The organism is Azovibrio restrictus DSM 23866 (assembly GCF_000429665.1).
Lineage (GTDB): Bacteria > Pseudomonadota > Gammaproteobacteria > Burkholderiales > Rhodocyclaceae > Azovibrio > Azovibrio restrictus.
This window is the reverse complement of sequence record NZ_AUCH01000001.1, coordinates 386,161-407,781: the sequence shown is the minus strand read 5'-3', so window position 1 is coordinate 407,781 and position 21,621 is coordinate 386,161. Positions and strand designations below refer to the sequence as shown.

Below are 21,621 nucleotides of genomic sequence, written 5' to 3'. Positions count from 1 at the left end.
TGAAATAGGCTGGGGGTCGCAAGCCGGCTGGCACCGGTAATTCCCATGGCATGGGCCGTGCCGGGTGCTCTTGGGGGATTGCCGCGCAGGCGAGCACATTCCGATCACATTCCTGCGCGTATAATCACTCACCTTCCTGGGGGCCGGCCTGTGCGGCAACCCAGGTTCTTCGACCCTACAGTCACGATCACCCATGCAAACTGATTTCCGGCGGTTTTCTGGTTTTTGCGGCGCCCTGGCGCCCTTGTTGGCGTTGATGCTGGCTTTGCTGCCAGGCGTGGGCAGCGCGGCTGACGCGGCGGCGGACGGGGAACCGACCATAGACAAGTACGGCCGTGAAGTGACCAAGCCCAGGGCCCGGGGACCAGTGCTGGTGTCCATCCCCGTGGCTTATGTGTTCGGTCTGGGCAGCGAGCGCAGCCCCCTCTACTGTTCCCCCTCCGTACGCGCGGCGAATGCCTCCAACGCGGTGATCGAGGAGCTGGTGCTGGGGCTGACCTACAGGACGGCTGCCGGCCATTCCGCCGGTTCCAGCACCTCCCGCTTCACCAACATCAAGGTCAAGCGCATCGAATCCCATTTTTTCAATCAGCTTGAGGCCAGCAACTGTACCGGCCTGAGCGGCGAGCTGACCGTGGTGCGCTGCGTCTATTCCACCGGCGAGGATTGTTCCGGTGATGTGGAGGCGGTCGGTTTCGGTGCAATTCCCCTGCGGCTCAAGCCGCGCTAAATCGGAGAACTTCCATGTTGCCCACGCTCTTCTACCTGAGTCTCTGTTTCATGGTCGCCTTTCTCGGCCGGCGCACCCGGCTGGGGTTCTTCCGCAGCTTCCTGTTCAGCGTCCTGCTGACGCCCCTGCTGACCATGCTCTACCTGCTGATCTTCGCCACCCTGGATACCGAGCGGGAGAACCATGCCCTGCGCCGCAGCCGGAACCAGCCTTCCTTGAACGATTCCTGAGTCTCGATGCAGCTGGCCCGACTGCTTCTCGGCGAACTCCGGTCTTCCGGCCGGCTGGGTACGATGGCGCTGCTGGCGGGGGCCGGCAACGCCGCCCTGCTGGCGAGCATCAGCGGCGCCGGGGCCCGGCTCGGGGAGGGCTCGCCCCAGCTGCAGCCGGTGCTGCTGTTCCTCATCGCGGCCGGCATCTTCCTCTATGCCCAGCGCCAGTTGCTGCTGAGCGCCGCCAGCGCCATCCAGGCGGCCCTGCAGCGCTACCGGGAACGCCTGGTGGCCGGTCTCAAGGGGCCAGGCCTGGAGGCGCTGGAACAGTTCGGCCACGGCCGTATCCGGACCGCCCTGACGGCGGATCTGGAAACCCTTTCCCGGGAGACGGGTGGTCTGCTGGCAGCCCTCCAGGCAGTCATCCTGATGGCCTGCGGACTCCTTTACCTGGCTTTCCAGTCCTGGCTGCACGCGGCGGCGCTGCTGGGATTCCTGCTCCTGGCCGGGCGTTTTCTCCTGGCCCGCCTGGCTGCTGCGCTCAGGGAGCTGCAGGAAGCCGGCGAGGCGGCCCGGGAGGCGGATGGGCTCCTGGACCAGATGCTCGCCGGAGGGGCGGAACTGCGCCTCTCCAGTGTCCGCGCGGCTGCCCTGGAGGCCCGGATGACCGAGCTTTCCGGGCGTGCCGGCGAGGCTCGCCGCCGGGCCGGGCAGACCCTGGCCCTGGGCGCCCTGGGGGTGCTGGGCGCCTTCCTGCTCTTTTTGGGCGGGCTGGTCCTGCTCCTGCCCCTCCTGGGGGTGGCGGCGGCGACGGCCTTGCCGGCTACCCTGATGTTGTTCCTGCTGCTGGCGCCCCTGGCGGTCCTGCTGGCCACCCTGCCGGCCTGGGCGGCCGCCGAGGGGGCGGCCGTAAACCTGCTGCAGCTGGAGCTGTTGCAGCAGACTGCTGCCAAGCCGGGCTCCAGGGAGCGGGTGGTGCCGGGGCAGCCCCTGGAAACCCTGGAAAAACTGGAGCTGCGCCGGGTCTGTTTCACCCATCTGGGCGAGGACGGCAGTTTCAGCGTCGGGCCCGTGGATCTCACCATCCGGGGCGGGGAAACCCTGTTCATCACCGGTGGCAACGGTTCCGGCAAATCCACCCTGATCAAGCTGATGACCGGCCTTTATCCGCCCCTCTCGGGGGAGCTGCTGGTCAATGACGTGGCCCTGGATCATGCGGACGCCCAGGCTTTCCGGGACCATTTCTGCGCCGTCTTTTCCGATTTCCACCTGTTCAGCAAGCTTTATGGCATCGGCCGGCCCGATCCGGAAGTGGTGCGGCAGTGGCTGGAGGAAATGGAGATCGGGGACAAGACGGAAGTGGTGGATGGGGCTTTTTCCACCACCGACCTGTCTTCCGGGCAGCGCAAGCGCCTGGCCCTGATCAGCGCCATGCTGGAGGACAAGCCGGTGGTGGTCCTGGATGAATGGGCTGCCGACCAGGATCCCCATTTCCGGCGCAAATTTTACGAAGAGCTGCTGCCGCGCATGAAGGCGGCAGGCAAGACCGTGATCGCGGTAACCCACGATGATCGCTACTTCCACCTGGCGGACCGCCGCCTGCACATGGAGGAGGGGCAATTGCGCGAGCTGAAGGAGACTACAGTCCATGGATGAAACCAGCCTTGCCCCGGCGAGCCGGAAGCGCCGAGTCGGCGCCTCCTGCCGCCGCATCTGGCGCCGGATGCGGGTGCGCCTGCGGGCCTTCCGCTTCGAGCTGAGCGTCTCGGCCCTGTTCCTGCTGGTCCTGGTGATCTTTCTCTGGCCCTTCATCTACCACACGGTGCCGGCCGGCCACGTGGGGGTGCTGTGGAAGCGCTTCGGGGGCGGTACCGTGGTGGATGAGGTCTATCCGGAAGGTTTCCGCCTGACCTGGCCCTGGGATGTGTTCCAGGTCTATGACGCCCGCCTGCAGATGATAGAGCGGGAGGTGGAGGTCCTCTCCTCCGACGGCCTCAAGATCACCCTGCAACTGGTGTGGCGCTACCGCCTCAACGCGCCCATGGCGGCCCAGCTGCACAAATACGTGGGGCCCAATTATTCGGAAACCCTGATCACGCCCACCGTGGGGGCCCGGGCCCGGGACATCATCTCCATGTACCAGCCGGAGGAGATCTACACGGAGCGGCGCCTGAACATCCAGAACAAGATCCTCGATTCGGTCAAGTACGTGCTCCGGGAGCAGTTCAATCCGGGAGGGAATCCCGAGCGGAGGCTGCTGGAGTTCGAGGACATCCTGATCAAGGGCATGGAATTGCCGCCGGGGGTCCAGGAGGCCATCGTGCGCAAGAACGCCATGTTCCACGAGATGGAGGAGTACACCTTCCGGGTCCAGCGGGAGAACAAGGAGGCCGACCGCAAGCGGGCCGAGGCGGCGGGGATCCGCCACTTCCAGGAGATCGTCAGCAGCGGCATGAGCGAATCCTACCTGCGCTGGCGCGGTATTGAGGCGACCCTGGAGCTGGCCAAGTCCCCCAACGCCAAGGTGGTGGTGATCGGCAATGCCAAGAACGGCCTGCCGCTGATCCTGAACACGGACGGCAAGGACGGCCTGGAAATCACCGCCAAGCCGCCCGCCGGGCAGAAGCCGGCCGCTCCGGCTGCTGCCGCCAAGAACTAGGAGTGGGTCCATGGCATTGCCTCTGAGTCGGATGCTGCGCCTGTGGGGACTGCTGCTTCTGCTCCTGGGAGCGGGGCCCCTGCTGGCCCAGCAGGGGCTGGAGGTGCTGTCCCTGCAGCATCGTTCCGTTGAGGAAGTGCTGCCGGTGCTGCGCCCCCTGGTGGAGCCCGGGGGCAGCCTGAGCGGCATGAACAACCAGCTCTTCCTGCGGGCTTCGGAGCGCAACCGGGCCGAGATCAGGAAGGCCCTGGCAGCCATGGATGTACCGGCCCGGCGCCTGGTGATCCGGGTTGCCACCGACCTGAGCCAGACCGAGCAGTACCGGGGCGGCCGGGTCCAGGGCAGCCTGGGCAATGACCGGGTGCGCATTGGCAATGCCGATACGGGGGGCAGCAACCAGGTCCGGGCCCAGGTGTACGACAGCCGCAGCGCCACGGCGGGGGGCGGGACCCAGATGGTCCAGACCGTGGATGGAGGGCGGGCCTATATCCAGGTCGGCACCTCCCTGGCCGTGCCCATGCGCCAGGTGGTGCTGGGGCCCGGTGGCGCGGTGGTGAGCGAGATCGTGGAATACCGGGATGTGGGCCGGGGCTTCTATGCGGAACCCCGGGTCAGGGGCGACCGGGTCAGCGTGGACATCAGCCAGCAGTCCGACGCACCTGGCCGCCGCGGGGATGCCAGCATCCAGGTGCAGCGCCTGAGCACCACGGTATCCGGGCGCCTGGGGGAATGGCTGCAGTTGGGCGGCACGGGTCAGGACGCCAGTTCCCGGCGGCAGGGCACCCTGTCCCTGTCCACCAGCGAGGTCCGGGAAAGCCGCGGCATCTGGCTGATGGTGGAAGAGTTGCCCTGAGCAGAAGGAACCCCGGAGCCGGGATGCGGTCTGCCATGAGAGATCATCCAGAACCGCAACATGCTCAAATTCGACAACCGCTTCTGCCGGGAACTGCCGGGGGATCCTGAGTCCGGCAACTTCGTGCGCCAGGTCACGGGCGCCTGCTGGTCCCAGGTGCAGCCCACGCCGGTACCTGCCCCCCGCCTGCTTGCCTTTTCCCCGGACATGGCCGCCCGACTGGGGCTGACCGGGGCGGCCCTGCAGGGCATGGATTGGTTGCAGGCCCTGTCGGGCAACCGCCTGCTACCCGGCATGACTTCCTATGCCACCTGCTACGGCGGACACCAGTTCGGCCAGTGGGCCGGGCAACTGGGGGACGGACGGGTGATCTTCCTGGGGGAGGTGCTGGATGCCCAGGGGCAGCGCTGGGAACTGCAGCTCAAAGGGGCCGGTCCCACCCCTTATTCCCGCCGCGCCGATGGTCGCGCCGTGCTCCGTTCCTCCCTGCGGGAGTTCCTCTGCAGCGAAGCCATGCACCACCTGGGCGTGCCCAGCACCCGGGCCCTGAGCCTGGTGGCGACGGGGGACGGGGTGCTGCGGGACATGTTCTACGACGGCCATCCCCAACTGGAACCCGGGGCCATCGTCTGCCGGGTGGCTCCTTCCTTCATCCGCTTCGGCCACTTCGAACTGCCGGCCGCCCGGGGGGATCGGATCTTGCTGCAGCGCCTGGTGGACTTCACCCTGGCCCGGGATTTCCCCGAGCTTCAGGGGCCTCCTGGAGAACGTCTGCCCCTCTGGTTCGCCGAGGTCTGCCGACGCACGGCCTGGATGGTGGCCGGCTGGATGCAGGTGGGCTTCGTCCATGGGGTGATGAACACGGACAACATGTCCATCCTGGGGCTGACCATGGATTACGGACCCTACGGCTGGATAGACGATTTCGATCCTGGCTGGACCCCCAATACCACCGATGCCGCCGGGCGGCGTTACTGCTTCGGTCGGCAGCCGGAGATCGCCCGCTGGAATCTGGAGCGTCTGGCCCAGGCCCTGGCCCTGATTCACCCGGATGAGGCCAGCCTGGCGGCGGGGATAGACGTTTTCGAGCAGGCATACAACGACAGGATGGCGCAGTGCTTCGCCGGGAAATTCGGGTTTTCCACCTGGCAGGAAGGAGATGGGGAACTGATCAGCGCAGCCCTGGAGCTGCTGCACCAAGGGGAGCTGGACATGACCCTGTTCTTCCGCTGCCTGGGGCAGGTGGAGCGTGCCGCTCCCCGGGTCGAGCTGCTGCAGCCAGCTGCCTATGACGAGCGGCGCTGGGCCGCCTGTCAGCCGGCCCTGGCGGCCTGGCTGCAGCGTTACGGGCAGCGGCTGGGCCAGGAGGGGGAGGCGGACGCAGCCCGTCGGGCGCGCATGGAAGGCTTCAATCCCCGTTACGTGCTGCGCAACTACCTGGCCCAGCAGGCCATAGACGAGGCCGAGGAGGGGAATATGGGGCTGCTGGAAACCCTGCTGGAAGTGCTGCGTCACCCCTATGCGGAGCAAGCGGAGCGGGCCGAACTTGCGGCCCTGCGCCCGGACTGGGCCCGGCACCGGGCCGGTTGTTCCATGCTGTCCTGCAGCTCCTGATCAGGCTTCCCGGGTGGCGGCCAGCAGGTAGTTGACGCTGGTGTCCCGCCCCAGGCTGTAGACCTGGGTGAAGGGGTTGTAGCTGAGCCCGGTCGGGGCTTCCGGCGCCAGCCCCACCGAGCGGCTCCAGCGGCACAGTTCCGAGGGCTTGATGAAGCGGGCGTAGTCGTGGGTGCCCTTGGGCAGCAGTTGCAGCAGGTATTCGGCGCCGATCACGGCGAACAGGTAGGCCTTGGGATTGCGGTTGATGGTGGAGAAGAACACCTTGCCGCCGGGTTTCACCAGCTGGCAGCAGGCCCGGATGGTGCTGATGGGGTCGGGAACGTGTTCGAGCATCTCCAGGCAGGTGACCAGATCGAAGCGGCCCGGATGTTCCGCCGCCATGGCTTCGGCCGAAATCTGCCGGTAATCCACTTCCAGGCCGCTTTCCAGGAGATGCAGCCGGGCCACGCCCAGGGGCTTTTCCGAGAGGTCGATGCCGGTGACTTTAGCGCCCCGGGCGGCCATGCCTTCGGACAGGAGTCCGCCGCCGCAACCCACGTCGATGACCGTCTTGCCGGCCAGGGGAACCTGGGATTCGATCCAGTCCAGGCGCAGGGGATTGATTTCGTGCAGGGGGCGAAATTCGCTCTTGGGGTCCCACCAGCGGTGGGCCAGTTCACCAAACTTGTTCAGTTCCTTGGGGTCGGCATTGGTCATGGAAGGACTCACGGCAGGCTACAGATCAGTTCAAATAAAAAAGCCCTGCTCACGCAGGGCTTTTGATGAAGCGGCAACGATTACTTGGTGCCGATCACTTCGATGTCAACGCGACGGTCAGCTTGCAGGCACTCGACCAGCTTCTTGTTGCGGCCGTTTTCAGCGCCCATCTTCTTGCACTTGTCGCCGGTCACGGGCTGGGTTTCACCCTTGCCTTCGGTGTAGACGCGGTTGGCTTCGATGCCCTTGGAAACCAGGTATTCCTTCACGGAAGCGGCACGCTTCTCGGACAGCTTCTGGTTGTAGGCATCCTTACCGATGCGGTCGGTGTGGCCCACGGCCAGGATGACTTCCAGCTTCAGCTGGGCAGCCTTGGCAGCCACTTCGTCCAGCTTGGCCTTGCCTTCGGGGCGCAGCACGGCCTTGTCGAAGTCGAACAGGGCGTCAGCAGCCAGGGTGATCTTGTCGCCGGAGGGCTTCACGCCGACGGTGGAGCCAGTCTTGCCGGTGGAACCACCGGAGCACTTGTCGGCGGGCAGCAGGTCCTTGTCGCACTGGCAGCCAGCGGGATCGTTGGCGGCGGCGGCAGGGGTCCAGTAGCCGGTGCGCCAGCACAGGCCGGTACCGCTGGTGGCGACGGCGTCACGCTGGTCGATCACGTACACACGTTCCTGAGCCTGGGCAACACCAGCAGCCATACCGATGCTGGCCAGCAGGGCGATGGCGATAGAGTTCTTGGCGAATTTATTGATCATCTCGTTTCCTCGCAGATTTATTAAAGACAAAACACCTAAATCAGGCCTTGGTCATGGGGGACTGACTTGATTTCAATCACGACCCGACTTGAGGCTAGACCCTAGCCTATTCTGCCATAGGCCCACGGAGTTTTTCAAACTGACGGTGTCGCAGTGCACAAGGGCTTTGTCGAAAACGCAACACTTCCCCTGAATCCACACATGACTAACGTGCTCACGTCCGGCGCAGTTGACGAGATGTGACACCGGATCGAAACAGGGGCTCAATTCCAGTTCATTCAGCTCGATGGCGACCACATCCGCCTGCTTGCCCGGTTCCAGGGAGCCGATCCGGTCCTCCAGGCCCAGGGCCTGGGCGCCATTGAGGGTGGCCAGGCGCAGGGCCTGCCAGGCCGGCACGCAGCTGGCGTCGCCGGAACTGCCCTTGGCCAGGAGGCTGGCGAGGCGCATTTCCTGGAACATGTCCAGACGGTTGTTGCTGGCGGCGCCGTCGGTGCCCAGCCCGACGTTGATGCCCTGGGCCAGCATCCCGGCCAGGGGGGCGAGGCCGCTGCCCAGTTTCAGGTTCGAGGTGGGGCAGTGGGCGATATTGCAGTTGTGGCGGGCCAGGGTGTCCAGGTCGCTCCGGTCCAGATGCACCGCGTGCACTCCGATCAGCTGGGGGCCGAGCAGTCCTAGCCGTTCCAGGCGGGCCAGGGGGCGGCAGCCGTGCTGCTGCAGGTGTCCGGCGATTTCATCCAGGGTTTCATGGATGTGCAGGTGGATGGGGATCTCCAGCTGGGCCGCCAGGGTCTGGATCTTTTCGAAACTGGCGTCGCTTACCGTGTAGGGGGCGTGGGGGGCCAGGCTGAAGTGGAGCAGGGGGTGGTCGCGCCAGACGTCCCGGGCGGCCAGTCCCTTGTGCAGGTAATCGCTGGCGTCGCTGGCGTAGGCGGAGGGAAAGTCCAGGGCCAGGACACCGATCATGGCGCGCATTCCCATCTCTGCAGCGGCTTCGGCAGCAGCCTCCGGGAAGAAGTACATGTCGTTGAAGCAGGTGATGCCGCCCTTGAGCATCTCGGCGCAGGCGAGGCGGGTGCCGTCGCGCACGAACTGGGGGGAGACGTGGGTCCGTTCGGCGGGCCAGATGTGCTGCTCCAGCCAGGTCATGAGCGGCAGGTCGTCGGCGATGCCGCGCATCAGGCTCATGGCCGCATGGGTATGCAGGTTGATCAGGCCGGGAATGAGCAGGTGGTTTCCCAGTTCCTGCGTTTCCCGGGGGGTGTAGCGTTCCCGGGCCAGGGAGGAGGGGAGGATGTCGGCGATGCGCCCGGCACTGATGGCGAGGGCATGGTTTTCCAGGAGGGTTTCACTCTCGATCCGGGCGATCCAGCGGGCGTGGATCAGCAGGTCGGGAGAGTCGGGGAGGGGAGTTCTTGCGTCCGGCATGGGCGGCGATAGCGTTGTCGAGCGTGCTAAAATAGCAAATTACGTCCACATCAACCAATAAAGAACCGTCGGCCGTGCCGGCCAGGGCGGTAGAGAGACCATGGAACAATTCGCCAAGGAAACCCTTCCTGTCAGCCTGGAAGATGAAATGCGCCGTTCCTACCTGGATTACGCCATGAGCGTGATCGTGGGGCGGGCCCTGCCGGACGTGCGGGATGGTCTGAAGCCGGTGCATCGGCGCGTGCTGTTTGCCATGCATGAGCTGGGCAACGACTGGAACAAGGCTTACAAGAAGTCGGCCCGTATCGTCGGCGACGTGATCGGTAAGTACCACCCCCACGGCGATACGGCGGTGTACGACACCATCGTGCGCATGGCCCAGGACTTTTCCCTGCGCTACATGCTGGTGGATGGTCAGGGCAACTTCGGTTCGGTGGACGGCGACAACGCCGCCGCCATGCGGTACACGGAAGTGCGCATGGCCCGCATCGGCCATCAGTTGCTGGAAGACATCGACAAGGAAACCGTCGACTTCGGCCCCAACTACGACGGCTCCGAGCAGGAACCCCTGATCCTGCCGGCCCGCATTCCCAATCTGCTGATCAACGGCTCCTCCGGTATTGCCGTGGGCATGGCCACCAACATCCCTCCCCACAACCTGAACGAGGTGGTGGCCGGCTGTCTGGCCCTGCTGCAGAACCCGGAAACCTCCATCGAGGAACTGATCGACTACATCCCCGCTCCCGATTTCCCCACGGCCGGCATCATCTACGGGGTGAATGGGGTGCGCGAGGGTTATCTCACCGGCCGTGGCCGGGTGGTGATGCGGGCCAAGACCCATTTCGAAGATATCGACCGGGGCAACCGCCAGGCCATCATCGTGGACGAGCTGCCCTACCAGGTGAACAAGCGTTCCCTGCTGGAAAAGATCGGCGAGCTGGTCAACGAGAAGCGCATCGAGGGCATCTCCGACCTGCGCGACGAGTCCGACAAGTCCGGCATGCGGGTGGTGATCGAACTGAAGCGGGGTGAAGTGCCCGAGGTGGTGCTGAACAATCTGTTCAAGATGACCCAGCTGCAGGACACCTTCGGCATGAACATGGTGGCCCTGGTAGACGGCCAGCCCCGCCTCCTGAATTTGAAGCAGATGCTGGAATGCTTCCTGGCCCACCGCCGGGAAGTGGTGACCCGCCGTACCGTCTTTGAACTCAGGAAGGCCAGGGAACGGGGCCACATCCTGGAAGGTCTGGCCGTGGCCCTGTCCAACGTGGACGAGATCATCGCCCTGATCAAGGCGGCGCCGACCCCGGCCGACGCCAAGCGGGAGCTGATGGCGCGCCTGTGGAAGAGTCCGGTGGTGGAAGAAATGCTGCTGCGTGCCGCGGCCGATGCTTCCCGTCCGGACGGACTGGCCCCCGAATACGGGCTTTCCGCCCAGGGTTACCGGCTCTCGGATGCCCAGGCCCAGGCCATCCTGGAACTGCGCCTGCAGCGCCTGACCGGCCTGGAGCAGGACAAGATCGTGGCCGAGTACAAGGAGGTGATGGACAAGATCGCCGACCTGCTGGACATCCTGGCCCGTCCCGAGCGCATCACCGAGATCATCTCTGGCGAGCTGGTGGCCATCCGCGACCAGTTCGGCGACGAGCGCCGTTCCGAGATCGTCACCTATGCCCAGGACCTGGGCATCGAAGACCTGATCACGCCCCAGGATCTGGTGGTGACCCTGTCCCACACCGGCTACATCAAGTCCCAGCCCCTGGCCGACTACCGGGCCCAGCGCCGGGGCGGTCGCGGCAAGCAGGCCACGGCCATGAAGGACGACGATTTCATCGATCACCTCTTCGTCGCCAACACCCACGACTACATCCTCTGCTTCTCCAACCGGGGCCGCTGCTACTGGCTCAAGGTCTATGAAGTGCCGCAAGGCAGTCGCAACAGCCGGGGCAAGCCCATCATCAACATGTTCCCCCTGGAGGAAGGCGAAAAGATCAACGCCATCCTGCCGGTCAAGGAATTCTCCGACGACAAGTACGTCTTCATGTGCACCATCCAGGGCACCGTGAAGAAGACTTCCCTGGCCAACTTCTCCAATCCCCGCAAGGCCGGCATCATCGCCGTGGATCTGGATGAGGGGGATTACCTGATCGGTGCCGACCTGACCACCGGCCAGAGCGATATCGTGCTGGTCTCCGACGGCGGCAAGGCGGTGTGGTTCGGCGAGGACCAGGTGCGCCCCATGGGTCGTCAGTCCCGCGGTGTACGCGGCATGATGCTGCAGGAAGGTCAGAGCGTGATTTCCCTGCTGGTGGCCGAAAGCGAGGACCAGACCGTGCTCGTGGCCACCGAGAACGGCTACGGCAAGCGCACCCGCCTGGGGGACTTCCGCCGTTCCAGCCGTGGCACCCAGGGCGTCATGGCCATCGCCTCCAGCGAGCGCAACGGCAAGATCGTGGCCGCCAAGCTGGTGACCGACGAGGACGAGGTGATGCTGATCACCACCGGCGGCGTGCTGATCCGCACCCGGGTCTCTGAAATCCGCGAACTGGGCCGGGCCACGCAGGGGGTCACCCTGATTTCCCTGGATGCCGGCGAGAAACTCACCGGCCTGGAAAAGGTGGCGGAAACCGGTGAGGATGAAGAGGGCGCCGAGGCCGAGGTTGAAGGTGGCGTCGAAGGTGAAGATGTGGATGGCGGCGAAAGCGCCGGTGAGCAAGGAGAAGCCTGATGCATAGAGTCTGGAATTTCAGCGCCGGTCCGGCCACCCTGCCCACCGAGGTCCTGCTGCAGGTCCAGGAGGAGCTGCTGGACTGGCACGGTGCCGGTTGCGGTGTCATGGAAATGAGTCACCGGGGCAAGGAGTTCACCGGCATCCTGGAGGCCGCCGAGGCGGACCTGCGCGAGCTGCTGGGCATTCCCGCCCAGTACAAGGTGCTGTTCCTCCAGGGCGGCGCCACCCAGCAGTTTGCCCAGGTGCCCATGAACCTGCTGGCCGGGGACCAGGACAGGAGATCGGCCGATTACATCGTCACCGGCTCCTGGTCCAAGAAGGCCTTCAAGGAGGCACAGCGCATCGGCCAGGTGCGCCAGGCGGCTTCCGTGGAAGCCAAGGGCCAGGTGGCGGACGGCTTCACCCGCCTGCCCCGGGCCGACGAACTGGATCTGGACCCGCAAGCCGCCTACCTGCACCTCTGCACCAACGAAACCATCCACGGGGTGGAGGTCCACGACGACGCGGCCCTGGCTGCGCTGCTGCCAGCCGGTGTGCCCCTGGTGGCGGACATGAGCTCCCACATCCTCTCCCGTCCCGTGGACGTGAGCCGCTACGGCCTCATCTACGCCGGGGCCCAGAAGAACATCGGCCCCTCCGGCGTGACCCTGGTGATCGTGCGCGAGGACCTGCTGGGGCGGGCGCCGGCCGGTATCCCCACGGTCATGGACTACCAGGTCATGGCAGACAACGGCTCCATGCTCAACACCCCGCCCACCTTTGCCATCTACGTGGCCGGGCTGGTGTTCCAGTGGCTGAAGCGCCAGGGCGGCCTGGCCGGCATGCAGGCCATCAACCGGGAAAAGGCCGAGTTGGTCTATGCCGCCATCGACGCCAGCCAGGGCTTCTACAAGAATCCGGTGGCCGCCGATTGCCGTTCCTGCATGAACATTCCCTTCACCCTGGCCAAGCCTGAACTGGACAAGCCCTTCCTGGCCGAAGCCCAGGCGGCCGGTCTCCTGGGGTTGAAGGGGCACAAGTCCGTGGGCGGCATGCGTGCCTCCATCTACAACGCCATGCCCCTGGACGGTGTCCGGGCCCTGGTCCATTTCATGAACGATTTCGCCGCCAAAAACGCCTGAGTTCCCATGAGCGATTCCCTGCAACAGGAACTGGCGGGCGTCCGCCAGGAAATCGACAGCATTGATGCCCAATTGCTGGAGCTCCTCAACCGTCGGGCCCGCTGCGCCCAGCAGGTGGGGGAAATCAAGGCCCGTTACGGGGCAGCCGGGCACATCTACCGGCCCGAACGGGAGGCCCAGGTGCTGCGCCGCCTGCAGGACCTGAACCAGGGGCCCTTGCCGGACGAGAGCATCACCTTCTTCTTCCGGGAAGTGATGTCCGCCTGCCTGTCCCTGGAGGAACCCCTGGGCGTGGCTTTCCTGGGCCCCTTGGGCACCTTCTCCGAATCCGCCGCCGTGAAGCAGTTCGGCCACGCGGCCAAGCTTCTGCCTTGCGCTTCCATCGACGAGGTGTTCCGGGAGGTGGAAGCCGGGCATGCGGAGTACGCCGTGGCGCCGGTGGAAAACTCCACCGAAGGAGCCGTGGGCCGCACCATGGACCTGCTCCTGCAGACCCCCTTGCAGATCTGCGGCGAGGTGGTGGTGCGCATCCACCAGAACCTCCTTTCCAAGGCCCCTGATCTGAAGTCGGTGACCAAGGTCTATTCCCATGCCCAGTCCCTGGCCCAGTGCCACGAGTGGCTGAACCGCATGCTGCCCGGGGTGGAGCGCATCGCCGTGGCCAGCAACGCCCTGGCGGCCCAGATGGCCGCCGAGGAGGAGGGCGCTGCCGCCATCGCCGGGGAGGCCGCCGGGGAGCGCTACCAGCTCCAGGTGCTGGCCGCCTGCATCGAGGACGAGCCCAACAACACCACCCGTTTCGTGGTCCTGGGCCGCCACGACGCCGGCCCTTCCGGGCGGGACAAGACTTCCCTGATCATGTCGGCGCCCAACCGTTCCGGCGCCCTGCACGATCTGCTCAAACCCCTGGCCGAGGCCGGGGTGTCCATGAACCGGCTCGAATCCCGGCCGGCCCGCCAGGGCCTGTGGGAGTACGTCTACTACGTGGACGTGGAGGGCCATCGTCAGTCCCCCGCCGTCGCCGCTGCCTTGCAGGAGCTGGCCGGCCGGGCGGCTTACCTGAAGGTGCTGGGTTCCTATCCCGTCGCTGTTTACTGATCACCATCCCGAGGTTTCCATGTCCCAAGTCGATCAGGCCCTGCCTTATGTGCGCGCCATTTCTCCCTATCAGCCCGGCAAGCCCATCACCCAGCTGGCCCGGGAAATGGGCCTGCCCGTGGAGCGCATCGTCAAACTGGCTTCCAACGAGAATCCCCTGGGCATGAGCCCCCGGGCCAAGGCGGCTGTCCAGGCGGCCATCGACGGCATCGAGCGCTATCCCGACCAGTTCGAGCTGATCCGTAGCCTGGCCGAGCGTAACGGGGTGGAAGCCGGGCAGGTGGTGCTGGGTAACGGTTCCAACGACGTTCTGGACCTGGCCGCCCGGGTATTCCTGGACAGCGGCCGTTCCGCCGTCTATTCCCAGCATGCGTTTGCCGTTTATCCCATCGCCACCCTGTCGGTGGGGGCCGAGAACATCTGCGTCCCGGCCAAGCATTTCGGTCACGATCTGGAAACCATGGCCGCCGCCATCCGTCCCGATACCCGGGTGGTGTGGATCGCCAACCCCAACAATCCCACCGGCACCTTCCTGCCCCACCAGGCCCTGCGGGCCTTCATGGAAAAGGTGCCGGCCCAGGTGATCGTGGTGCTGGACGAGGCCTACAACGAATACCTGGCGCCGGCGGACCGTCATGACACCGTGGCCTGGGTCAAGGAATTCCCCAACCTGATCGTCAGTCGCACCTTCTCCAAGATTTACGGCCTGGCCGGTCTGCGCATCGGTTACGGCATTGCCTCGGCCCCCGTGGCGGACCTGATGAACCGGGTGCGCCAGCCCTTCAACTGCAACAACCTGGCCCTGGCTGCCGCCTTGGCCGCCCTGGACGATCACCTGTTCGTGGCCGAGAGCTACGAGCTCAACCGCCAGGGCATGGAGCAGATCGTCGCCGGGCTGAAGCGTCTGGGGCTGGAGCACATTCCCTCCCACGGCAACTTCCTCACCTTCAAGGTGGGCGACGGGGCGGCGGTGAACCAGAAATTGCTGCAGCAGGGAGTAATCGTGCGTCCCATCGCCGGCTATGGCATGCCCGAGTGGCTGCGCGTGACCATAGGCACGGCCCCCGAGAACAGCCGCTTCCTGGAAGCCCTGGAACAGGCCCTCTGAACCAACCCCTGTTTGCCGCCCCGCCGGGCGGCATCTTCAAGACGAATGCCGGGTACTGACATGAGCGACTTTGCTGCCCTTCCTGCCGGTGATGATCCTGTCGAATTCGGCAAGGTGGTCATTTTCGGTGTCGGCCTGATCGGCGGTTCCTTTGCCCTGGCCCTGAAGTCGGCCCGGGCCGTGGGCGAGGTGGTGGGTTTCGGCCGCCGCCCCGCCAGCCTGCGCGAAGCCCAGGACCTGGGCATCATCGACCGGGCCGGCATCAATCCGGCCCACGAGCTGGAGGACGCGGACCTGGTGCTGGTGGCCACTCCCGTGGGGCAGATGCCGGACATCTTTGCCCAGATCGCGCCCTACATCGGCCCCCAGACCGTGGTGACCGACGGAGGCAGTACCAAGACTGACGTGGCTGCCGCCGCCCGGGCCGCCTTTGGCGACAGGCTCTGCCAGTTCGTGCCGGCCCATCCCATTGCCGGCGCCGAGAACAGCGGTGCCGCCGCCTCCCGTAGCGACCTGTACCAGGGCCGCAAGGTGGTGGTGACGCCCTTGCCAGAGAATGGTGACGAACAGCTGGACCGGGTCAAGCGGGCCTGGTCCCTGTGCGGCGCCGACATCCATGAACTGACCCCTGAGCAGCACGACCGGGTGTTTGCCGCCGTCAGCCATCTGCCCCACCTGCTGGCCTTTGCCCTGGTGCGGGACCTGGCCGAGCGGCCCGATGCTCAGCTGTTTTTCGACTTTGCCGCCTCTGGATTCCGGGATTTCACCCGCATCGCCGCCAGCCACCCGGAAATGTGGCGGGACATCTGCCTTGCCAACCGGGAAGCCCTGCTGGGGGAGATCGAGGCTTATCAGGCCCAGTTGAACGACCTCAAGGCCGCCCTGGCCCGCAACAACGGCGACTATCTGCAGCAGAGCTTTTCTGTAGCCCGGGAGGCCCGCCGGGCCTGGGGCGACAAGCAAATCCGCTGATCTTTCACGACTCGATTTAGGAATACACGGCATGGAATTCATTGACCTGCCCCAGATGACTTCGGCCAGCGGGACGGTCCGCCTGCCGGGTTCCAAGAGCATTTCCAACCGGGTGCTGCTGCTTGCCGCCCTGGCCGAAGGGGTGACCGAGGTGCGCGATCTGCTCGCCTCCGACGACACAGCCCGGATGCTGGAGGCCCTGCAGACCCTGGGCCTCTCCGCCACTGACCTGGGCGACGGCGCCTGGCGTATCGGCGGTTGCGGCGGCAGCATTCCCGTGCGGCAGGCTGAGCTGTTCCTGGGCAACGCCGGCACCGCTTTCCGGCCCCTGACCGCCGCCCTGGCCCTGGCCGGCGGCGATTACCTGCTGAAGGGCGTGGCCCGCATGCACGAGCGGCCCATCGGCGACCTGGTGGACGGCCTGCGCCAGCTGGGGGCCGACATCACCTACCTGGGTAATGAAGGCTATCCCCCCCTGCAGCTGAAGCCGGCGGCCATTCGTTCCGGCGGTGTTGTGCGGGTGCGGGGCGATGTCTCCAGCCAGTTCCTCACCGGCCTCCTGATGGCTCTGCCCCTGACCGGGGTGGAAACCACCGTGGAAGTGGTGGGGGAGCTGATTTCCAAGCCCTATATCGAAATCACCCTGGCCACCATGGCCCGCTTTGGTGTCCGGGTCCTGCGCCAGGGCTGGCAGTCCTTCACCGTGCCGGCCGGGGCCAGGTATGTCTCGCCGGGCACCATCTACGTGGAGGGCGACGCTTCCTCGGCCTCCTACTTCCTTGCCCTGGGTGCCATCGGTGGCGGCCCGGTGCGGGTGGAAGGGGTGGGGCAGGATTCCATCCAGGGGGACGTGCGCTTTGCCGAGGCCCTGGAGCAGATGGGCGCCGTGATCGCCATGGGCCCCAACTGGATCGAGGCCAGCGCCCCGGCCGAAGGCCTCAAGGGCCTCACCCTGGATTGCAACCACATCCCCGACGCGGCCATGACCCTGGCCACTGCCGCCCTGTTCGCCCGGGGCGAGACCCGGCTCGACAACATTGCCAGCTGGCGGGTCAAGGAAACCGACCGGATTGCCGCCATGGCCAAGGAGTTGGGTAAGCTGGGGGTGCTGGTGGAAGAGGGGCCGGACTACCTGCGGGTGGTGCCCCCCAGCGCCGAGCGCCCCCTGACGCCTGCGGCCATCGACACCTACGACGATCACCGCATGGCCATGTGCTTTTCCCTGGTGGCCTTCGGTACGCCGGTGCGCATCAACGACCCGGGCTGTACCGCCAAGACCTTTCCTGATTACTTCGAGCGTTTTGCGCAAGTGACCCGGCCGGTGCCGGTGATCACCATCGACGGTCCCACCGCCTCGGGCAAGGGCACGGTGTCGGCCCGGGTGGCGGCGGCCCTGGGGTTCCATTACCTGGATTCCGGCGCCCTGTACCGGCTCACCGCCCTGGCGGCCCGGGAAGCCGGGGTGGCTTGGGAGGATGAGGCCGGCGTGGCCCGGGTGGCCGCAGGCCTGGATGTGGTTTTCCGGGAAGGCAGCGTCCTGCTGCACGGCCAGGAGGTGAGCGAGGCCATCCGTACCGAGGCCATTTCGGCCGGGGCCTCCCGGGTGGCGGCCCTGCCCGCGGTGCGGGCTGCCCTGGTATTCCGGCAGCGGGCCTTCCACCGGGGGCCGGGGCTGGTGGGTGACGGCCGCGACATGGGATCGGTGATCTTCCCCGGCGCGACCCTCAAGATATTCCTGACCGCCAGCGCCCAGGTGCGGGCCGAACGGCGTTACAAGCAGCTCCAGGTGGCAGGCCAACAGGCCGATCTGGCCGCCATCCTGGCCGACCTGCAAGCCCGGGACGCCCGGGACAGCCAGCGGCCCGTGGCGCCCCTGCGCCAGGAGGCCGATGCCCTGCTGCTGGATACGGACCATCTGGATATCGAGGCTGCCGTGGGGCAGGTGCTCGACTGGTACCGGGACGCCGCAAAAAAATTGCAATAACCGTTTGATCGATAAACTTTTTCTCTGCTATCATCCCAAGCTTCCCGGGTTGTCCGGGAAAAACGGGGTGCTGGCGGTGCCGTCTTTTCCTTCAGCGTTCATCAACCAACCGCTGCTTTGCAGCAAGAATGGCTTTATCCCTCATGGAATCTTTTGCTCAACTTTTCGAAGAAAGCCTGGCTCGCCAGGAAATGCGTCAAGGCGAAGTCATCACCGCCGAGGTGGTGCGCGTGGACCAGAACTTTGTCGTGGTCAACGCCGGCCTGAAATCCGAATCCTACATCCCCGTTGAAGAATTCCTCAGCGACCAGGGCGAAGTGGAAGCCGCTCCCGGCGACTTCGTGCAGGTCGCCATCGAAATGCTGGAAGACGGCTACGGCGAGACCCGTCTGTCCCGCGACCGCGCCAAGCGCATCGCTTCCTGGAACTTCCTGGAGCAGGCCCTGAACGACGGCTCCCTGGTGAACGGCACCATCACCGGCAAGGTCAAGGGCGGTCTGACCGTCATGACCAACGGCGTGCGCGCCTTCCTGCCCGGTTCCCTGGTGGACATGCGTCCCATCAAGGACACCACCCCCTACGAAGGCAAGACCCTGGAATTCAAGGTCATCAAGCTGGATCGCAAGCGCAACAACGTGGTGGTGTCCCGCCGCGCCGTGCTGGAAGCTTCCGCTGGTGAAGAGCGCGAAAAGCTGCTGGAAAACCTGAAGGAAGGCACCATCGTCAAGGGTATCGTCAAGAACATCACCGACTACGGCGCCTTTGTGGACCTGGGCGGCATCGACGGCCTGCTGCACATCACCGACCTGGCCTGGCGCCGTGTGCGTCACCCCAGCGAAGTGCTGGCCGTGGGCGACGAGCTCGAAGCCAAGGTGCTCAAGTTTGACGCCGAGAAGAACCGCGTCTCCCTGGGCCTGAAGCAGCTGGGCGAAGATCCCTGGGTGGGCATCGCCCGCCGTTACCCCGCCGGCACCCGTCTGTTCGGCAAGGTCACCAACCTGACCGACTACGGCGCCTTCGTGGAAATCGAACAGGGTATCGAAGGTCTGGTGCACGTCTCCGAAATGGACTGGACCAACAAGAACGTCCATCCTTCCAAGGTGGTCCAGCTGGGCGACGAAGTGGAAGTCATGATCCTGGAAATCGACGAAGATCGTCGTCGTATCTCCCTGGGTATGAAGCAGTGCCAAGCCAACCCCTGGGAAGAGTTCTGCCAGAACTACAAGAAGGGCGACAAGGTTTCCGGCGGCATCAAGTCCATCACCGACTTCGGTATCTTCATCGGTCTGCCCGGCGGCATCGACGGCCTGGTGCACCTGTCCGACCTGTCCTGGAACGTGGCTGGCGAAGAAGCCATCCGCAATTTCAAGAAGGGCGACGAAGTGGAAGCCGTGGTCCTGGCCATCGACGTGGAGAAGGAACGCATTTCCCTGGGCATCAAGCAGATGGAAGGCGATCCCTACACCAACTACATCGCCACCCACGAGAAGAACACCATCACCCGCGGTACCGTCAAGACCGTGGATGCCAAGGGTGCCGTGATCTCCCTGGACGGTGAAGTGGAAGGCTATCTGCGTGCTTCCGACTTCTCCCGTGACCGCATCGATGACCTGTCCCAGGTGCTGAAGGTGGGTGACGAGGTGGAAGCCATGATCACCAACGTGGACCGCAAGACCCGTTCCATCAACCTGTCCATCAAGGCCAAGGATCAGGCCGAGCAGGCTGAAGTCATGCAGAAGTTCAGCGCTGACTCCGCCGCTTCCGCTGGTACCACCAACCTGGGCGCCTTGCTGAAGGCCAAGCTGAACCAGCAGGGTTGATTTGTTCAGCATGACCAAATCCGAACTGATCGACCGACTGGCGGCTCGCTTCCCCCAGTTGGTGGCGAAGGATGCGGATTTTGCGGTCAAGATGATTCTCGATGCGATGTCCGGCGCCCTGGCTGCCGGGGATCGTATCGAGATCCGCGGATTCGGCAGCTTTGCCCTCAACTACCGTCCGCCGCGGACGGGGCGCAATCCCAAGTCGGGCGAGAAGGTGCAGGTCCCGGAAAAATGGGTGCCTCACTTCAAGGCGGGTAAGGAATTGCGGGAGCGGGTGGACAACCAGCCACGCTAAACCCGCGAGCTGTGGTAGATTCCAAGGCGGCAACGCAAGTTGCCGCCTTTTTTATTTTGGGCCTTGCAGATAATTCCACCATGCGCGTCCTGACCTGGGTGCTCCGCCTGCTGCTGTTCCTGTTCATGTTTGTCTTCGCCCTGAAAAACACGGGGCCCGTCAATCTGCAGTTCTTCTTTGGCCAGGTTTGGCAACTGCCCCTGGTGCTGCTGCTGCTCGGCTTCTTTGCCGTGGGGATCCTGCTCGGGGTGCTGGCCGTGGCCGGCGCCCTGTTCCGGGAACGGCGGGTGTCTGCCGCCCTGCGCCGGGACCTGGCCAGGTTGAGTCCGTCCCCCTCTACGGTTTCCCCCGCTTCGGAGTCCTGATGGAAATGGAGTACTGGCAGCTTCTGTTGCTGCCGCTTTTCTTTGGCCTGGGCTGGATTGCAGCCCGGGTGGATATCCGGCACGTGGTGCAGGAATCCCGGGTTTTGCCCCGTTCCTATTTCCAGGGCCTCAATTTCCTTCTCAACGAGCAGCCGGACAAGGCCATCGATGCCTTCCTGGAAGTGGCCCGGGGGGATTCCCAGACCGTGGAGCTGCACTTTGCCCTGGGGGGGCTGTTCCGCCGCCGGGGTGAAACCGAAAGGGCGATCCGCATGCACCAGAGCCTGATCGACCGGGACGATCTGGGCGAGGAGGTGCGGCTGCAGGCCCTCTCCGAACTGGGCCAGGATTACCTGAAGGCCGGTCTCCTGGACCGGGCCGAAGAGGTTTTCATCAAGCTCCAGGACTCTTCCCTGAAGGACGAGGCCCAGCGCCAGCTGCTGGAGATCTATCAGCTGGAGAAGGACTGGGGCAAGGCCATCAGCGTAGCCGGGGAGCTGCCCGATCTCTATTCGGGCAAGGAGATCGCCCATTTTTACTGCGAGCTGGCGGCCAACGAACTGATGCGCTCCAACTTCGAGGCGGTGGAGCAGCATCTGGCCGAGGCCCTGAAGGTGCACCGCAAGTGCGTGCGCGCCAGCCTGCTGCAGGGGGACATGGCCATGCAGCAGAATCTCCCGGAGCAGGCCATTGCCGCCTGGCAGCGCATCGAGCAGCAGGACCCGGCCTATCTTTCCCTGGTGGCCCAGCGGCTGCTGGAAGCCTACCGGCGCCTGGATCGCGCCGAGGCGGGGCTGGCCCTGCTGCGGGCCTATCTGGAGCGCTATCCGTCCCTGGATCTGCTCGAAAGCGTCTATCAACTGGAGCTGGAAGGGGAGGGCAGCGAGGCCGCCTACAAACTGGTGCGGGCCGAGTTGCAGCGCAATCCTTCCCTGCTCGGGCTGGAAAAACTGATGGGGGCCCGCCTGCCCCTGGTGGCGCCGGAAACCCGGGGGGACCTGGAGCTGGCCAGAACCATCGTGCAGGGTTACACCCGCCGTCTGGCCCGCTATCGGTGCGATAATTGCGGCTTCCGGGCCCGCCAGTTTTACTGGCGCTGCCCCGCCTGCGGCGGCTGGGAAACCTATCCGCCGCGCCGGGCCGAAGAATTCGATTCATCACTTTAGGACGTTCA

At 65.2% G+C, this 21,621-nt stretch carries 19 protein-coding genes; 16 read left to right on the top strand and 3 right to left on the bottom strand.

Annotated elements, in window-relative coordinates; translation table 11 throughout:
* Positions 1-193: 193 nt before the first annotated feature.
* From G474_RS0101980 to G474_RS0101955, 6 genes are read left to right on the top strand one after another with little or no spacing between them, the layout of a single operon-like run.
* On the top strand, positions 194-730 hold the full coding sequence (locus G474_RS0101980; RefSeq protein WP_156919104.1) for a hypothetical protein: 537 nt from the start codon (positions 194-196) through the stop codon (positions 728-730).
* Positions 731-744: 14 nt separating this feature from the next.
* Positions 745-960 (top strand): hypothetical protein, encoded by a 216-nt coding sequence (locus G474_RS19105; RefSeq protein ID WP_043462774.1) that lies wholly within the window; start codon positions 745-747, stop codon positions 958-960.
* A gap of 6 nt (positions 961-966) precedes the next feature.
* Positions 967-2,598 (top strand): cyclic peptide export ABC transporter, encoded by a 1,632-nt coding sequence (locus G474_RS0101970; protein ID WP_026685522.1) that lies wholly within the window; start codon positions 967-969, stop codon positions 2,596-2,598.
* On the top strand, positions 2,591-3,601 hold the full coding sequence (locus G474_RS19100) for a prohibitin family protein (protein ID WP_051281676.1): 1,011 nt from the start codon (positions 2,591-2,593) through the stop codon (positions 3,599-3,601). Before G474_RS0101970 ends, G474_RS19100 begins: the two co-directional genes overlap by 8 nt.
* Positions 3,602-3,611: 10 nt before the next feature.
* The gene (locus tag G474_RS0101960; RefSeq protein WP_156919103.1) at positions 3,612-4,454 is read left to right on the top strand and encodes a secretin N-terminal domain-containing protein; all 843 of its coding nucleotides are present in this window, start codon (positions 3,612-3,614) and stop codon (positions 4,452-4,454) included.
* A 60-nt stretch (positions 4,455-4,514) separates the two neighbouring features.
* Complete coding sequence (locus G474_RS0101955; protein ID WP_026685520.1) at positions 4,515-6,068, top strand: protein adenylyltransferase SelO; 1,554 nt, start codon at positions 4,515-4,517, stop codon at positions 6,066-6,068.
* Here G474_RS0101955 and ubiG read toward each other — a convergent pair whose 3' ends face one another.
* The 3 genes from ubiG to G474_RS0101940 form a co-directional block, all read right to left on the bottom strand.
* The gene (gene ubiG / locus G474_RS0101950) at positions 6,069-6,767 is read right to left on the bottom strand and encodes a bifunctional 2-polyprenyl-6-hydroxyphenol methylase/3-demethylubiquinol 3-O-methyltransferase UbiG (RefSeq protein ID WP_026685519.1); all 699 of its coding nucleotides are present in this window, start codon (positions 6,765-6,767) and stop codon (positions 6,069-6,071) included.
* An 80-nt stretch (positions 6,768-6,847) separates the two neighbouring features.
* Complete coding sequence (locus G474_RS0101945; RefSeq protein WP_026685518.1) at positions 6,848-7,522, bottom strand: OmpA family protein; 675 nt, start codon at positions 7,520-7,522, stop codon at positions 6,848-6,850.
* A gap of 72 nt (positions 7,523-7,594) precedes the next feature.
* Positions 7,595-8,950, bottom strand: coding sequence for a TRZ/ATZ family hydrolase (locus G474_RS0101940; RefSeq protein WP_026685517.1), 1,356 nt, complete (start codon positions 8,948-8,950; stop codon positions 7,595-7,597).
* A gap of 100 nt (positions 8,951-9,050) precedes the next feature.
* Between G474_RS0101940 and gyrA the strand changes: the two genes are divergently transcribed.
* The 10 genes from gyrA to lapB all read left to right on the top strand — a co-directional run bounded on the left by gyrA (position 9,051) and on the right by lapB (position 21,613).
* Positions 9,051-11,678, top strand: coding sequence for a DNA gyrase subunit A (gene gyrA / locus G474_RS0101935; RefSeq protein ID WP_026685516.1), 2,628 nt, complete (start codon positions 9,051-9,053; stop codon positions 11,676-11,678).
* A complete protein-coding gene (serC, locus tag G474_RS0101930; protein ID WP_026685515.1) occupies positions 11,678-12,802 on the top strand; it encodes a 3-phosphoserine/phosphohydroxythreonine transaminase in 1,125 nt (374 codons plus the stop codon). Before gyrA ends, serC begins: the two co-directional genes overlap by 1 nt.
* Before the next feature lie 18 nt (positions 12,803-12,820).
* On the top strand, positions 12,821-13,900 hold the full coding sequence (gene pheA, locus G474_RS0101925; RefSeq protein WP_156919109.1) for a prephenate dehydratase: 1,080 nt from the start codon (positions 12,821-12,823) through the stop codon (positions 13,898-13,900).
* Between the two features lie 19 nt (positions 13,901-13,919).
* Positions 13,920-15,008 carry a histidinol-phosphate transaminase gene (gene hisC, locus G474_RS0101920; protein ID WP_026685513.1) on the top strand — a complete coding sequence of 363 codons (1,089 nt, stop codon included), beginning with the start codon at positions 13,920-13,922 and terminating at the stop codon, positions 15,006-15,008.
* A gap of 60 nt (positions 15,009-15,068) precedes the next feature.
* Complete coding sequence (locus G474_RS0101915; protein ID WP_026685512.1) at positions 15,069-15,980, top strand: prephenate dehydrogenase; 912 nt, start codon at positions 15,069-15,071, stop codon at positions 15,978-15,980.
* A 31-nt stretch (positions 15,981-16,011) separates the two neighbouring features.
* The gene (locus G474_RS0101910) at positions 16,012-17,964 is read left to right on the top strand and encodes a bifunctional 3-phosphoshikimate 1-carboxyvinyltransferase/cytidylate kinase (protein WP_026685511.1); all 1,953 of its coding nucleotides are present in this window, start codon (positions 16,012-16,014) and stop codon (positions 17,962-17,964) included.
* 143 nt (positions 17,965-18,107) lie between these two features.
* Positions 18,108-19,784 carry a 30S ribosomal protein S1 gene (rpsA, locus tag G474_RS0101905; protein ID WP_026685510.1) on the top strand — a complete coding sequence of 559 codons (1,677 nt, stop codon included), beginning with the start codon at positions 18,108-18,110 and terminating at the stop codon, positions 19,782-19,784.
* A 10-nt stretch (positions 19,785-19,794) separates the two neighbouring features.
* A complete protein-coding gene (locus G474_RS0101900; protein WP_026685509.1) occupies positions 19,795-20,082 on the top strand; it encodes an integration host factor subunit beta in 288 nt (95 codons plus the stop codon).
* Positions 20,083-20,162: 80 nt separating this feature from the next.
* Positions 20,163-20,447 (top strand): LapA family protein, encoded by a 285-nt coding sequence (locus G474_RS0101895; protein ID WP_026685508.1) that lies wholly within the window; start codon positions 20,163-20,165, stop codon positions 20,445-20,447.
* The gene (lapB, locus tag G474_RS0101890; RefSeq protein WP_026685507.1) at positions 20,447-21,613 is read left to right on the top strand and encodes a lipopolysaccharide assembly protein LapB; all 1,167 of its coding nucleotides are present in this window, start codon (positions 20,447-20,449) and stop codon (positions 21,611-21,613) included. Before G474_RS0101895 ends, lapB begins: the two co-directional genes overlap by 1 nt.
* Positions 21,614-21,621 lie beyond the last annotated feature (8 nt).